This window comes from Geobacter sulfurreducens PCA (genome assembly GCF_000007985.2).
Taxonomy (GTDB): Bacteria; Desulfobacterota; Desulfuromonadia; order Geobacterales; family Geobacteraceae; genus Geobacter; species Geobacter sulfurreducens.
Genome location: NC_002939.5, coordinates 434,376 through 448,921, shown reverse-complemented (window position 1 = coordinate 448,921; position 14,546 = coordinate 434,376). Strand labels below are relative to the sequence as shown.

The window sequence follows — 14,546 nt, the reverse complement described above, 5'->3', positions numbered from 1 at the left end:
CTGAATCACGCTCCTTTCACAGAGAGTATGTTGCCGAGCGGCACGTTAATGCCGCCGATGGTGATGTAGGGTTCCTCCCCTTCCAACATGACCCCTTCGGCCCGGCCGAGGAGCAGCGGTGCTCCGTCGAAGTCCTTTCCTTCGGCGTTGGTTCCCGTGACGGAGAAGGTGTAGCGTCCATCCGGAAGCGCATTTCCTTTTTCGTCCTTGCCGTCCCACGTTATGGAGCCGTCTCCCGCCTGGGTGCCTCCCAGAGTCAGGGTCCTGACAACGGTGTCGGTGTCATCCATTATCTTGATGGTCACCTTCTGGGCGGTGGCGGGAAGCCGGTAGCCCAAGGTAGGCTGGGTGCCGCTGGTGAGCTTGATCAGGTCACCGCTGGCAGTGATCTCCTTGCCGATAAACGAGACCGCCGAGAGGCTCGTTGCCCCGTTCACGAGGTTGAGAAGATTAGAGAGGTTGCTGTTGGTGTTGTAGGCCTGTTCGACCTGGGTAAGTTGTGCCAGCTGCCCGATGAACTCCGTGCTGTCCTGGGGATTGAGCGGGTCCTGATTCTGGAGTTGCGTAACGAACAGCTTGAGGAAGTCGTCCTTGTTCATGCCGGTGGACTTCTTCATGGCCGCTGCGGCCGCCGCGGTGTCATTGGTTACGCCGTATACCACGTTGTTGTACCTCCTTTCCTTCTGTCAGAGCCTCACGTCGACGAGGCCGTTTTCACGCCGGTCCGTAACGTAGCGTCGCGTGTCCTCCACTGCGGCTTGGATGTCCCCATCGAGGTCGTCACCGCGGGAGAAGGAGAAATGGGTTCCCCCCTGGCCTGCCTGCCCCCCCTCGCGGAAGAGCTGGTGCTCGAACCCCTGGCCGGTGCCGGTTGAGACGTCGAAACCGGTCATGGTCAGGTTCTGGCGGGAGAAATTCTCCTTCAGGTTGTCGAGGTTGTTGAGGAGAATGTCCCTTACCTGGCCATTGGCCGCCACTACATCCACCTTAACCTGCTGGTCAGCCACCCGGACGTTGATCGTGAGCTCACCTAGTTCCACCGGGTTGAGCCTGATGCTGATCCGGCCGTTGCCGTTGGGCTCACGGGTCGTGACGGCATCCCGAACCTGGGCCATGATGCTGTCGCGGAGCGAATGTGACGACTCCGACGTCGATCTGGTTTCGGTCGGTTGGGCGGTAGTGCTCTTGCCCGCCTCGTGAGTAGCATGTCCGGAGACGACATCCTTCATCGCCGCGGACTCCTTGCCGGTGAACGCCTGTTCGTGGCCTTCGGCGAAGTGCTGCTCGCCTGAGCCGTCCCTGACGGTCACTTCCACGTCCAGCGCCTTGACCTGACTCCCGGTTGTTGCGTCAGCCCGGACTTCAGCGGACCTGGGTTCGACCGGGTTGACAGTGTCGGCCTTGCCTGCCGGAATACCTTCCGCATGCCTGACGGGTATCCGATCGGGATAGGCAGCGGTTGGCCCCATGGTGCGCACCGGAGAACGGGTTTCCGCGGTCGCCTCCTCCGTCATGCCGACGGACTGTGGCGACTGCTCCGCTTCAGGGAGGATATCGGCTCCCGCCTGGCGGACCGGGGTCCGTTCGACGGCAACGTTCAGCACCTCCACCGGTTTTTCCGCCGCGCCTGCGTCAGCAACCGCTGCGGTTTGTCCGGCCGGGACGGAAGAAGCGGCTGCAACCGGCGCTTCCGTCGGCGCGGTCTGCGCCATGGCGTGGGGCATGGTCGATGCGGGCGGCTCGGCCACGGTCGTGGTGACCGGAGACGAAACCGGCGCAACGGGCGCCGCCGCTGCCGTTCCGGACGAAGAGGCAGTGGATTCCGGTGCGGGTGCGGCCTCTGCGGGCAGAGGGAGCGGGATGGGAGGAACCAGGCTTGCCAGGGTTGCATCGGTGGCGGGAGGATTCTCCTGGTCCTGGTTCCGGGCGGCATTCTCAAGGGACTCGCTCGACGCATCCGGTACTTCCTGAGTGGCTGCGTTCGTCGTGATGGGTGGCATGAGCAACCCGGCAAAGAGCGAGGCGAAGAGACTGTCGTCGCCGGCAGGCTGGGCAGGGGCTTCAGACGGGATTCCGCCGGTCGGTACGACCTGCGGGGCAATCTGGAGCAACTGCATGATTTCCATACGTGTTCACCTCCTTTCGTGTGGGATGGAAACGCTGCAGAGAGCGCTTCCTAATGCCAAGCTATTCAGTTGTCAAGGAACTGACTCTCAAACAAAACGACGCACGGACGCAACCTGTCACGGCATTGCTGCCGGTGGTGCATAGTGCGTCCGTGCGTCCTGACTGGTGCGGCGAGCGGCATTCCGTGCCTTCCCGCCTCTTGCTTCGTACGTCTACTTGGCCGCCAGGCTGTGGCGGGTCCAGCGCAGCGCCCGTTCCTGCTTCATCAGCGGCAGGAGCTTGGCAACGCGTTTCTGGTCCATCTCGTTCAGAATCTCGAGAACCTCTCCCTCATCCATCTTGTCGAGGAGTTGCGCCGCCTCGGCGGGCTTGAGGGCCTTGTACACCTTGAGCATCTTCTGGTAGTTGGCGCTCTGTACCTTTTTGCGGGCATCAAGGGAACGATCCAGGGCCGCCTTGGCCGACTCCAACTCCTTCACCCGGGCTTCGAGCTTGGCCGAAAGATTCTTCAGCTCCTGTTCCTTCACGGCCAGAGCCGCCTCACGGGCCGCCAGCTGCTGGCGCTTGGCCTCCACCAGGGCCATCTCGCCGACAACACTCTTGCCCGCTGCCGCTGCCGCAGGGGCCTGGGGCTCGCCGGCCGCCGGCTGGGCACCGGCGGGCGGCGCGGATACCGGCGGAGCCAGGAAGAGCACTCCCGACATCACCATAACCGTTGCCAAAAGCGACTTCTTCATTACCGTGCAACCTTCTGCAGCGCCATTTCGTCCAGAAAAGCCCGCTCGCGCTCGGCCATCTCCCGGCGGAAGGCAAGCATCTGCTTCTCCTTGAGGAGCTCAAGCGCCTTCTTGTCCTTGGCGGCGTCCATGAGATCCTCGCGCTTCTCGCTCATCTTCCGGTTCAAGTTGTCCACTTCGATCCGCTGGAACTGGATATCCATGTGCTTGCGCGCGAAGAAGTCCGCGTAGAGCTGCAGCTCATTGGCCGTGGTGCCGGCCGCCTGTTTGTTGTTGTACTCAACCCGGGCGCGGTCAGCCTCGGCCTCGTGCCGGCTCAGCACGTCGGTGGCATGTTCGAACTCGTGCCGGGCCGTGGCGAACTCCAGCTTTTTGACCTTTTCCACTTCCTTCCGGTAGTTGAGAACCTGCTGTAATTGAAAGCCGTGCTTGTGCGTCATGACGAGCTCCGGAACATTGCGGTTTCAGGAGAAATTTCCCCCTGCCATTCCTTTTGCAATCAGAGTGCCATCCCCTCATCAAAGATATCGGCAAGCTCCGCTATCGACTGCTCCATGGAAACCCCGTCGTGGATTCCCTGGCGGATGAAATTGATCATGCCGTCCATCTTGGCGATGGCATAGTCGATGGTCGGGTTCGATCCCGGCTTGTAGGCACCGATATTGATCAGGTCCTCGGCCTGGCGGTAGGCGGCGAGCAGCTCCTTGAACCGGGAGGCGAACTGCTGCTGGCTTCGCTCGGTCACGTCGTTCATGACCCGGGAGGCGCTGGCCAGGATATCCAGGGGAGGATAGATGGCCCGGGCCGCAAGCTCGCGGTTCAGGACGATGTGGCCGTCCAGGATGCTCCGCATGGCATCCGAGATCGGTTCGTTGAAATCATCCCCCTCAACGAGCACCGTGTAGAGGCCGGTGATGCTTCCGTCCAGAAAGCTGCCGGTCCGCTCCAGAAGCTTGGGCAGCGCCGCAAAGACCGACGGCGTGTATCCCTTGGTGGTGGGCGGCTCGCCGATGGCAAGCCCTACCTCACGCATGGCCATGGCAAAGCGGGTGGCCGAGTCCATCATCAGCAGCACCTTCTTCCCCTGGGCCTGGAAATACTCAGCAATGGTGGTGGCGATGTAGGCGCCCCGCATCCGGACCAGCGGAGGCTGATCGGAGGTGGCCACCACGACCACTGACTTCTTGAGTCCCTCCTCCTGGAGGTCCTTCTCGATGAATTCACGCAGTTCGCGCCCCCGCTCACCAATGAGGGCGATGACGTTCACGTCCGCCTCGGTATAGCGGGCGATCATTCCCAGCAGTGTCGACTTTCCGACACCGGACCCGGCCATGATTCCGACACGCTGCCCCTCGCCGCAGGTGAGCAGCGCATTGATCGCCCGGATGCCCAGATCCAGAGGCTGGCGGATCGGCCGCCGCTTCATGGGGTTCACCGGATTGGCGTAGATAGGGTACTCTTCGCGGATGGCCAGGGGACCCTTATCGTCTATGGGCACTCCGAGTCCGTCGATAACACGTCCCAGCAGCCCCGGCCCCACGCCGAGCGAAGCCTTTTTCCGCTTCACCGAGATAAGGCTGCCGAGCCCCACCCCGCGCAGCTCCCCAAGCGGCATCAGCAGCGTCTTGTTGTCGCGGAAGCCGACCACCTCGGCCGGGATGGGATCACCGTCATTGGGGTGGACGAGACAGAGTGTACCGACCGCCGCATCGGGGCAGAATCCCTCAATGACGAGCCCCACTACCTGGGTCACCTTGCCGTGGAACCGGATCGGCTTCATGGCATCCACGGCGGAGAGATAGCGGGAAAGATCGATTCTAGACATCGTCGCGCGGTTTCTCTTCGCTTCCCTTGACCCAGGCGCCCTGCCCCTTGAAGGGAGCGATGGTCTCCTCGCCGCCAAAGGCGAGATCGGCGCGGGAATCGGTATCCGGCGAAGCTGACGGCTCCACGGGAGCGCTGCGCTCCTCCAGCAGCGAGCGATAGATTTCGTCCAGCTGTGCCTCGATCCGGGCATCCACCGTGCCGGTGGCGGTCTCCACCAGACATCCCCCCGGGCCGATGGATTCATCGGGGGCGAGGGTTATGGCCGACTCCTCGCCGAGCCCCGCGAGGAATGCCTGGCGATTGGCCGAGACCTGAGTGTAATCATCGGGGTTCAGGCGGACCACCACCCGGTCCCGCTCGGTGCATCCCCCCACCGCCGCGGCAACAATGGCCGCCAGAACCTGGGGGTCCTGGGCCACCTCCCGCTGGACGATCTTGCGGGCAATCATCACCGCGAGCCGCAGCAGATCCTCCTCGCTCTCCTTCATGACGCGGCTGCGCAGCCCGGTCAGGGCGGCGACACCGTCCCGCAGGGACTTGAAGACATTGGCGAGTCCCCGTTCCGCCTGGCGGCGCCCTTCGTCCATGCCGTTGCGGAAGACCTCGTCCACCCGCGCTTGGAGTTCGTCCTCGGCCAGCACCACCTTCCCCTCGAGATTGAACGGGACGACCGGATCCGGATCGGGTTCCTCCGCCGACTGAAGCCCGGGCAGTGGTACCGGCGTACCCAGGGCAAAGGGGACGAAGCCGTCTGCTTCCGGCGGCAGCTCCTGGGGCGCATCCGCGGCAATGAAGCCGAAGCTGTAGCTGCGGATGGCCTGGTTCGGCGACTGGTCAACCTTGATGATGCGGGAGGCCTTAGACGAGGACATCGTCGCCTCCGCGTCCTGCAAGCACCACCTTGCCCTCTTCCTCCATCCGGCGGACGATCTTGATGATCTCCGACTGCCCCTTCTCCACGTCCGACAGGCGGACCGGCCCCATGACCTCCAGGTCCTCCTTGATCATCTCGGCGGCACGACTGGAGATGTTGCGGAAGATCTTGTCCTTGATCTCGTCCGGCGCGGTCTTCATGGCAAGAGTCAAGGTGTCGTTGGAAACCTCCCGCATGATCGCCTGGATAGAGCGGTCGTCCAGCTTGAAGATGTCCTCGAAGGTGAAGAGGTGCTTGCGGATGACCTCGGCAAGAGGCGGGTTGAGGGTATCGAGCTTCTCGAGAATCTGTTTTTCCTTGCTCCGGTCCAGGTGGTTGAACATGTCGACGACCTTTTCGACGCCGCCGACCTTGTAGCGCTGGACACCGCCCATGGCGGTCAGTTCCCGCTTGATGACCTCGTCGATGTCGGCAAGGATCTCGGGCGAGACCTGGTCGACGTCGGCGATCCGCATCACCACCTCTGCCTGGAGCCCTTGGGGGAGCATGGAGATGATTTCGCTGGTCTGCTTGGCCCTCAGCTTGGCCAGGATGACGGCGATGGTCTGGGGATGTTCCTGGGAAAGGAAGTTGGCAATGCTTTTAGCGTCGAGATTGGCGAGGACGTCAACCATGTCGCCGAAGCTCGACGACTGAAGCTCCTTAAGGAGGATCTCCGCCTTCTGAGGCCCCAGAGTCTGTTCGAGAATCTTGCGGACGAACTCTTCACCCTGGGAGAAAATGCCCGTATCGGGGTTGGTGAGGGAGGAGTACTCCGTCACCACGTCCTGGATGACGTTGCGCGGAACATGGCCCAGGGTGGCCATGCTCTTGGATATCTTCTTTATCTCGTCGTCGTCCAGGTGCTCGAATACCTTTGAGGTCGCTTCGGGACCCAGGTAGAGGAGCAGTATGGCCGCCTTGTCGGTTCCTGTCATGGATACGAGCCCTATTCCTCACCCTTGTCTCGCAGCCAGTTCTGAATGATCTGGGCCGCTTGATAGGGTTCCTGCTTGATCTTGTTGATGAGCTCCATCTGGCTCACGGTCTGGTTGCCGATCTGCAACCGATGGATCTCTGCAATCTGGTTGAGGGCATCCTCGGCCGAGGGGATCGGCTCGAAGCTCGTGCTCTTTTCCGGCTTGAGGGTCTTCAGGAGCGGCCGCACCACGAAAAGGAGGAGCGCCAGGAAGCCGAAGCCGATCAGGCCGTTCTTCAGCAGGGAAAGGAAAATGGGGGCGTTCCACCATTTGTCGGCCTCACCAGCCCCGACATCACCCGTATCCTGGAACGGTATATTGACGACCGTCACCTGATCGCCCCGCTCGACATTGAAGCCGACCGAGCTTTTCACCAGCGCATCGATCTTCTGGAGTTCGTCCGGCGAACGGGGCGTGTACTTGGGTTTTGCCTCTTTCCCGTCCTTGCCGGCTGCGGCAGCATCATACTTGCCGTCCACCAGAATCGCCACAGAAACCTTGGAGAGGGTCCCCACCGGTTCGATGGTGCGGGCGGTGGCGCGGCTCACCTCATAGTTGAGGGTTTCGTCGTTCTTGCTGCCGCCGCCGGAGGTTCCGGCGGGCTGGCCGGCCGTGCGCCCCAGGTTGGTCTGCACGCCGGGCACCCCGCCCGTGACCGTCGAGCCATCTTGCTTCTCCTCGGACCGCTGCTCACTGCGGACCACGGTCTCGGGGTCGTATTTTTCCTCGTAGCGCTCCACTTGGCGGAAATCGAAGACCGCCGAAACCCGGGCCACCGACTTGCCGGCACCCACTGCTTTGTCCAGCAGCGACTGGAGGCGTTCCTCGGTACTCCGTTCATAGGCCCGCTGGACCTCCTGCATGGAGGCGGTCATCTTGCCTGCTGCATCCCCGGGGGTGTTTTTGGACAGGAGCTTGCCCTTCTGATCGAGAACCGTCACATGCTCCGGGTTCATCCCCTCGATGGCGGACGCAACCAGGTGGACGATCCCCTGCACGTCGTTTTCACGAAGCTGGCGCTGCCCCTTCACCTTCAGGACCACCGAAGCCGTGGCCGGCTTTTCGTCCTCCTTAAAAAGCGACTTCTCGGGAATCACCAGGTGCACCCGGGCCTGCTCCACCCCTGAAATCTGGCTGATGGTGCGAGACAATTCACCTTGGAGAGCCCGCTGGTAATTGAGTTTCTGAACGAAATCGGTCATGCCGAAATTCTTCCGGTCGAATATCTCGAACCCGACTCCTCCCCCCTGGGGCAGGCCGTCGGAGGCCAACGAAAGCCGCAGATCGTACACCTTGTCGGAGGGGACAAGGATCGCCTTGCCGTCGGCGGCGATACGATAGGGGACCTTCTGCTCCTTGAGCTTGGTCACGATCTCGCCGGCATCCTCGCTCGTCAGGTTCGTGAAGAGGGGGCGATAGTCCGTCCGGTTCGCCACCAGAATCAGGATGGTGAAGGCGATGACCGACAGGCCGACAACGCCTCCCACCACCCAACGCTTGGCCGGTGGCAGTGCCATGAAAGGCTGGATCAGTTTGTTCAGGGCTTCAGGCATGAAGTACTCCGGCGGGTGTCAGGGCTAGACCTGCATCCGCATGACTTCCTGGTAGGCCTCGACCGCCTTGTTCCGCACCTGGCTCAGGAACTGGAACGAGATGGACGACTTTTCCATGGCGATCATCACCTCGTGAAGCCCCTTGGATTCGCCGGATACGAGTCCCTTGATGGCGGTGTCCGACTGGGCCTGGAGCTCGCTTACCTTGGAAACCAGTTCACCGAAGAATTTGCCACCATCTGCGGCCAGGTTGCCGGGTTTCGCCTCGCCGGTGACCGAAGGGAAGGCCTGGGCTATTCCTAATCCGCTCTCGATTCCGTCTATCACGTGGTCCTCCTGAAAAAATCTTAAAGTTTCGTCGACTTTTGCCGACACGTTCTCATATGGGGGGCTGTGTCGAGCCCCTTTTTTGCGTCAAAAAAAGAACGCGACCTACCGCGAGCCGATCTCCAGGGTCTTCAGAGCCATGTTCTTGGCCGCCTGCATAGCGGTCACGTTGGCCTCATAGGCCCGGGTCGCGGCGATCATGTCAGCCATTTCCTCGACCACGTTCACATTGGGCAGGGCCACATATCCCTTGGCATCGGCGTCGGGATGGCTCGGGTCGTACTGCAGCCGGGGCGGATTGGGATCTTCCACGATACCGGTCACCTGAACCCCCTGGGGAGCATTCTTGCGCATCCGGTCGAGGGCGGAGCGGAATCCCTCGCCCACCTGGGTGGCGGCGAACACGGCATCTTTCCGCTTATAGGGGCCTCCCTCGGCGGTACGGGTGGAGTTGGCGTTGGCCAGGTTAGCGGAGATGAGGTTCATCCTGGTCCGTTCGGCGGAAAGGGCGGAAGAACTGACCTGCATTGCGCTGAAAAAGTCCATGGCTACTGTCCTTTGATGGCGTATTTCATGCCTTCGAACTTCTTGGTCAGGATCTGGATCGAGGCATTGTACATGATCTGGTTCTCGGCCATGCGACTCATCTCGGCCTCAAGCTCCACCCCGTTGTTGTCCCGACCGGGTGTCGGGGCCGGAGTCTCGATGACCGTTCCCTCGACGCTCTGAACGGAGGCGGCCTGCCCCTTCAGGGGAATGTGTCGGGGATGAGTCGTCGCGGGACTCCCCGTTTTGTTGCCCTTGAGGGCAGCGCCCAGTTCCTTCTCGAAGGAAAGGGCCTTGGGCGTGTAGTTTGGGGTCTCGGCATTGGCCAGGTTGGCAGAGATCATGGTATGGTTCCTGGCCCTCAGGTCAACCGCCTTGGCCAGGACGTTTATGGTCGTTCCGAACATAGAGTCGACAGGCATCTCGTTCCTCCTTTGTCTCCCGCATTGCGGATAGAGCAAAAGCCGTACCAGCTTTTCCAGACCGCCTACCATCCCGTAATCAGGGACAAACGGCACGTTCCCCCACCACTCACGTCAAAAGTTTGAACCACAAGCGGTCAGACCGGCGTCATTCTCTCATCTTCATGCCCAAAGAAAGAGGGAGCACGTCCGTGTTCCCTCTTTCTTATCCGGCCCCCCTGAAATCCAGGTCATCATTTTGACTTGCGGACCATTCCCGTCAACTCCATATCGGCAAGGAGGCGCGATGCCATATCCCGCCAATCAGGGTCTTTTCCCTCCTTGACCACTGTCCTGAGATAGTGGGCAGCCTCCTCGTAACGCCCTTCGGAGCGGGCGATCTCGCCCAGTTTGTAGAGGAATGGATCCCGCTCTTCGGGAGAAGCCTCACCGGCGGCCCGCAGTATTTCCTTGGCTCCCTTACGGTCACCCCGCGACAGTCGAGCGGTTGCAGCCACGTAGCTTGCATCGGCGGCCAGCGGCGAAGACATTTCGCGGCGCCGGAGCTCGGCCAGAAAGAGGAGCATGGCCCGCTCGGCATCGCGCCGGTTGCCGGAGGCGTCCAGAGACTTGCCCAGATAGTACAGGCTCTCGGCATACTCGGGCCGTGTTCCCGACGCCAGCATCCCCGACAGCCGGCCCACCACCCGCTGGAAGTCTCCCCGGTTATACTCGACCGCAGCAAGCTCCTCACGGAACCGCTGTACCCAGGGATGGGCCGGGAACCGCTCCACAAATTCACCCGCGGCCTTCTCCATGAGGGTCGGGTCTCCCAGCTGCTCGGCATCGTGGAGAATCCTGCGATAGAGCTCGGGGGCGTACACCCGGTTTTGCTCGCGGATGGCGAGATTCGCGTACAGGCCGACCTCCTCCTTGATCCTTCCCAGATCGGCGAAAGCGGCGGACAGGTTTTTGATGAAGTCGTCCTCGGCCAGGACGCGGCCGAGATAGTCCCGGTTCTCCAGGGCGAGCTTCACAAGGGCTTCGTTGTCACCGGCGCGGGTGATCCGGCGGTAGACCGGCACCAGGAGTTCCTCACGCATCCCCTTGGCAATGCTGACATACATCCCGCGCGGAAATTTTTTCTCGTATTCAGCCACCCGGGCAAAGGCCTGATCGGCATCACCATACAGGGAGAGCAGCAGAGCCGCCTTGAATAATCCCTGCTCGCGCAGGCCGAAATCCGTACCCCGCTCATAGATCTCCAGGTAATCCTTCACCAGCGAACTGTAAGCTGCGGGCTCCAAGGCAAGCAGCCGGCGGTCGGCGAGCTTCATCCGGGCCTGCCAGCTCCCTTTGCTGCCGGTAAAATTGTCGGCAACGTTGCGGTAGATGGCCAGCGCCTCTTGGTCCTTCCCCTGTCGCGCCAGGATATCGGCCATGCGCACCAGGAGCGCAGGCGCGTACTTTTTATCGGCCAAGCCGGCGATGAGCGATCCGAGCAGCCGGCGACCGCCCGCCAGATCCCCGCTACGGGCCACGCTGTCGGCATAGCAGAAGGCCGTGGACGGCGACCGGGTGAGGAAGACGGGCCACTGGCGCTCCGCCTCGCGGAAAAAGCGAAGAGCATCCCCGTACTTCTGGAGAAGGTAGTTGGCCTCCCCCAGCCGGTAAAGGGCCAGGGGGCGGCCGGGAGAGTTGGTGCCTATCCCGGCGAAGATCTCGGCGGCCTCGCTGCCGTTGCCTTCATAGAGGGCAGCCTCGCCGTCCATGATCAGAGCGGCCTCGGCGGGAGGGACCATTGCTTCGAGCACCCGCCGGTCAGTGGGGGTAAAGGGGATCTCAGACTTAAACGGCGGATCGAACGTGGTGATGAGCTGCTCGACCCCGACCTTGATCCCCTCACGCCCCTGGGCAAGAGGAGGCGAGCGGCGGGGGGCGAGCGACGCTCCCACATCGAGAGAAACAACGCCAGCGCCGGGCGAAGTTGAGACGCGTACGCCCCGAGGGTCCCCCTTGATCGTTACCGTTACCATAAGGTCATTACCGCGCGGCGCCACGACTACCCCCTCCACATGCGCGTCGCGGTAGCTCCGCAGCTTCTTCCAGCGGCCGCCGACCGTGTTGCTGAAAACCAGCCGAACCCTGTTGCCCGAGAGCTGGTGCAGGACAGGGGCAATGTCGCGCTCGAACGCCATGGAAAGCCGGGTAAATCCCCCGTGGGCGCGCACCCCCATACGCAGCAGACGGTTGTCCGGGCCGGTATCGGCGCCGGACGTGGCAAACGCGGGCAGCGGCAGCAGGACCAGTGCACAGAGCAGCAGCTTGACGATGAAACGAATCATGACATGGACACCTTTTGCGGCCCCGGAACAGGGGAGCCGGATGACGGGATAGATTTCCCCGGACATATCAAGGCAAAAGCCGTGCCGTAACAGTGGATCCATGCAACAGGGCGAACAAGGGGAATTCGAATGGGGCAGCGGGGGGGCAAGCGTCAAAGGGAGGGTGACAACGGGTCACAATTTTGACACAAACAAGAAGTACGTCAGGCGGCTTTCAGAAACTTTGCCACCTTGGCCACCACCTCGTCGGACTGGTAGGGCTTCACGATAATGTCACGGGCGCCGTACTTGACCGCCTTGAGGACTGCGGAGCGCGTCCACTCCCTGGCGCACATAATGATGGGGAGGGTATCGCCCTGGGCAATCGCCTTGATCTTGATGCAAACAGCCATGTCCCGGTCGTCGCCGTTGTGGATGCCCAAGACAACGAGCCGCACCCCCCCTTGGGAGAATATCTCCCGGATATCCGCATCAAGACCCGCCTCCACTGGCTCGTACCCCTTTTCCTCCAGTAGTTCGCGGATGCGCTGACGGTCCGACTCATCGTCCTCCAGGATGAGGACCCGCCGGCAGTTTTCATCCACCGGCCGAGGCGCGCCGGCTGCGGCGGCCGCAGGTTCCTGCGCCGCCTCGCCATCGGCCTCGGTCTCGGCTCCGGCCTCGACTTCCTCGGCATCATCAGGTGCGTCAACAGCCTCAGCCACGATTTCTTCAACCGGCGGCTCGGGCTCCTCCGCGGGAGGATCGAACAGCAACGCCAGATCCATGGGGATGAGAACGTCGAGATTCCCCATCTCCATGCCGCTCAGTTCCATGCGGCCGCGGAAGAGGAGGTACTCGCCGTCGGGAACCGGCTCGGTTTCGGTCAGCTCGGTACTTTCGGGAATGAATTTCTTCGGAGGGACGACCTTCAGGTGAACCTTGTTGCCGAAGGAAGGCTGGAACACCGAGTTGAACGAGCCCACCACCTGGTTGACGATCTCGGAAAAGGCATCCACATCGTCGTTTTCCATGATGGCGAGCCGGCGCTTTTCATTGATCCGCGCCGTGGGAATGCCGAGCAGGAAACCGCTCATGCAGATCGCATCGCGGAGGCCGAATACTACGTGAAACTTGCCCGCATAGTCCCCGCTAGCCGTCACCTCGGCCACAAAACAGACGTCATCCATGTCGCAGAAGTACGTCTGCCGGTTGGTGGCAATGCGGTCGGCCTCGCCGATGACGAGTTCCTGACCGAGCAGCATGCCGCTGTCTTCGGCGGCTTGCCGGAACGAATTGTTGACAACATCGGTGAGTGTGCCGAAACCTTCCATGGTCGGAAAAAGCTCCTGCTTGACTTAGGCTTCCTTCTGAAGTTTCAGGCCCACCAGGAACCGCGTATCATCAATGATAAAAGGTATGATGACGCAGTCGTTATCGGCCATGGCGTTGAGCGTGTACTCCTCGCCCGAAATAACGGTGGGCACCGACAGGTGCAGGTCCGTCCCACCCTTCGAGAGTGCCATCTTCACATAGCCTCCGAGCATGTTGGCGATCTCGCCCAGGGCGTCGTTCACATCGTCGCCCACCTCTTCCACCTCCATGCCGAGCATGTTCGAGGTGACCTTAAGGGCGAGCTCAAGGGGGCAATGGATCGAAAGGATTCCCGAGTAGGTGCCCGCCAGCCCCACCATGCCGGTTACGCTACAGTGGAACGTGGTAACGGGCTCCCTCAGCGGGTACTGGTCCTGTGGCTCCATCATCACCATGGTGCCGAAGACTTCTTTTGTCGCCCCGATTATATAGCCGGCGAGTTGCTCTTCGCTCAACTTACTCGACGAGGCTACATCAGAGTTGAGACTCATAGGAGACTCCCGAGTTTCTCGTTGAGCTGGTCCGGAGTGAACGGCTTCTTGATGCTGTCGCTGGCGCCGCTGGAAATGGCTTCCTTCAGGATATCTTCCCCACCCTCGGTGGTGATCATCACGATGGGTGCCTTGTGGCCGTTGGCCCGGGCCTGCTTGATGAATTCAAGGCCGTCCATATTCGGCATGTTGATGTCGGAAAGGATAAGATCCACACTTTTGCCGGAAAGAACGTTGAGTCCTTCGATCCCGTCGCCGGCCTCGAAGATCTCGTCAACGGGCAGCCCTGCCTGTCGGAGCGAACGGGAAATGATTTTTCTCATGGTCGAGGAATCGTCCACGATGAGTACGTTGGCCATTGGTGCCTCCTTCATTCGATGGTTTTACACGTATTCGCGCTCGCAGGGCAAGCCGGCGAGTCAAAAACTTGAACGTGCCCGTCAACTCCTCACTGGGCGAGACTTCACGGACACGTCCGATTGCTATGCATACTTTGTTCCAGCCTGTGCGACAGGGAGGCTAGGAAACCCCTTTGCCGTTCAGGTACACGCCGTATTTCTTGTCGTCTCCCTGGATATGCTTGGAAAGCCAGTCGCGCAGGAAGGTCATGACGTTCTGAGTCAGCACCGCCTTGCCTTCCTGGAACTGCTTCTGCAGATCGAGCACCTGCATAACTAGAGCGTTATGCTCCTTTTTGTGGGCTTCGAAGTCAGGGTAGCCGTACTGCTTCATAATCCGCTCTTCCGCGGCGAAGTGGGTCTGAGTGTACTGGATGAGAGACTTCAGGATGTCCCCCATCACCTGGTTCCCCTTGCCGGCCTTCATGGCGTCGAACAACTGGTTCACCATGTCCACCAGCTTTTTGTGCTGGTCGTCGAACTGCTTCACCTTGACGCTGAGCGAGTCACTCCACGAGATCAATGCCATGCACGTTCACCTCCGAACA

At 61.3% G+C, this 14,546-nt stretch carries 16 protein-coding genes; all 16 read right to left on the bottom strand.

What is annotated here, in order from left to right; all coding sequences use genetic code 11:
* Nucleotides 1-5 precede the first annotated feature (5 nt).
* The 16 genes from GS_RS02075 to GS_RS02000 all read right to left on the bottom strand — a co-directional run bounded on the left by GS_RS02075 (nucleotide 6) and on the right by GS_RS02000 (nucleotide 14,527).
* The gene (locus GS_RS02075) at nucleotides 6-662 is read right to left on the bottom strand and encodes a flagellar hook assembly protein FlgD (protein WP_010941085.1); all 657 of its coding nucleotides are present in this window, start codon (nucleotides 660-662) and stop codon (nucleotides 6-8) included.
* A gap of 24 nt (nucleotides 663-686) precedes the next feature.
* A complete protein-coding gene (locus GS_RS02070; RefSeq protein ID WP_010941084.1) occupies nucleotides 687-2,126 on the bottom strand; it encodes a flagellar hook-length control protein FliK in 1,440 nt (479 codons plus the stop codon).
* A 213-nt stretch (nucleotides 2,127-2,339) separates the two neighbouring features.
* A complete protein-coding gene (locus GS_RS02065) occupies nucleotides 2,340-2,864 on the bottom strand; it encodes a MotE family protein (RefSeq protein ID WP_235044951.1) in 525 nt (174 codons plus the stop codon).
* Entirely contained in the window at nucleotides 2,864-3,304 is a 441-nt protein-coding gene (gene fliJ / locus GS_RS02060) for a flagellar export protein FliJ (protein ID WP_010941082.1), read from the bottom strand. The genes GS_RS02065 and fliJ overlap by 1 nt, the downstream gene beginning before the upstream one ends.
* A gap of 59 nt (nucleotides 3,305-3,363) precedes the next feature.
* Nucleotides 3,364-4,689: a FliI/YscN family ATPase gene (locus GS_RS02055; RefSeq protein WP_010941081.1), complete on the bottom strand. Its 1,326-nt coding sequence runs from the start codon at nucleotides 4,687-4,689 to the stop codon at nucleotides 3,364-3,366.
* Nucleotides 4,682-5,563 carry a FliH/SctL family protein gene (locus GS_RS02050; RefSeq protein WP_010941080.1) on the bottom strand — a complete coding sequence of 294 codons (882 nt, stop codon included), beginning with the start codon at nucleotides 5,561-5,563 and terminating at the stop codon, nucleotides 4,682-4,684. Before GS_RS02050 ends, GS_RS02055 begins: the two co-directional genes overlap by 8 nt.
* Nucleotides 5,550-6,542, bottom strand: a complete 993-nt coding sequence (gene fliG, locus GS_RS02045; protein WP_010941079.1) for a flagellar motor switch protein FliG — start codon at nucleotides 6,540-6,542, stop codon at nucleotides 5,550-5,552. The genes GS_RS02050 and fliG overlap by 14 nt, the downstream gene beginning before the upstream one ends.
* Nucleotides 6,543-6,553: 11 nt before the next feature.
* A complete protein-coding gene (fliF, locus tag GS_RS02040; protein ID WP_010941078.1) occupies nucleotides 6,554-8,137 on the bottom strand; it encodes a flagellar basal-body MS-ring/collar protein FliF in 1,584 nt (527 codons plus the stop codon).
* Nucleotides 8,138-8,161: 24 nt separating this feature from the next.
* Nucleotides 8,162-8,464: a flagellar hook-basal body complex protein FliE gene (gene fliE, locus GS_RS02035; RefSeq protein ID WP_010941077.1), complete on the bottom strand. Its 303-nt coding sequence runs from the start codon at nucleotides 8,462-8,464 to the stop codon at nucleotides 8,162-8,164.
* 105 nt (nucleotides 8,465-8,569) lie between these two features.
* The gene (flgC, locus tag GS_RS02030; RefSeq protein ID WP_010941076.1) at nucleotides 8,570-9,010 is read right to left on the bottom strand and encodes a flagellar basal body rod protein FlgC; all 441 of its coding nucleotides are present in this window, start codon (nucleotides 9,008-9,010) and stop codon (nucleotides 8,570-8,572) included.
* Nucleotides 9,011-9,012: 2 nt separating this feature from the next.
* Nucleotides 9,013-9,432, bottom strand: coding sequence for a flagellar basal body rod protein FlgB (gene flgB / locus GS_RS02025; RefSeq protein WP_010941075.1), 420 nt, complete (start codon nucleotides 9,430-9,432; stop codon nucleotides 9,013-9,015).
* Nucleotides 9,433-9,665: 233 nt separating this feature from the next.
* Entirely contained in the window at nucleotides 9,666-11,756 is a 2,091-nt protein-coding gene (locus GS_RS02020; RefSeq protein ID WP_010941074.1) for a tetratricopeptide repeat protein, read from the bottom strand.
* A gap of 203 nt (nucleotides 11,757-11,959) precedes the next feature.
* Nucleotides 11,960-13,069 carry a response regulator gene (locus GS_RS02015; protein WP_010941073.1) on the bottom strand — a complete coding sequence of 370 codons (1,110 nt, stop codon included), beginning with the start codon at nucleotides 13,067-13,069 and terminating at the stop codon, nucleotides 11,960-11,962.
* A gap of 24 nt (nucleotides 13,070-13,093) precedes the next feature.
* Nucleotides 13,094-13,600: a chemotaxis protein CheX gene (locus tag GS_RS02010; RefSeq protein WP_010941072.1), complete on the bottom strand. Its 507-nt coding sequence runs from the start codon at nucleotides 13,598-13,600 to the stop codon at nucleotides 13,094-13,096.
* On the bottom strand, nucleotides 13,597-13,959 hold the full coding sequence (locus tag GS_RS02005) for a response regulator (protein WP_010941071.1): 363 nt from the start codon (nucleotides 13,957-13,959) through the stop codon (nucleotides 13,597-13,599). Before GS_RS02005 ends, GS_RS02010 begins: the two co-directional genes overlap by 4 nt.
* 160 nt (nucleotides 13,960-14,119) lie before the next feature.
* Nucleotides 14,120-14,527 carry a bacteriohemerythrin gene (locus GS_RS02000; RefSeq protein WP_010941070.1) on the bottom strand — a complete coding sequence of 136 codons (408 nt, stop codon included), beginning with the start codon at nucleotides 14,525-14,527 and terminating at the stop codon, nucleotides 14,120-14,122.
* Between the last annotated feature and the right edge of the window lie 19 nt (nucleotides 14,528-14,546).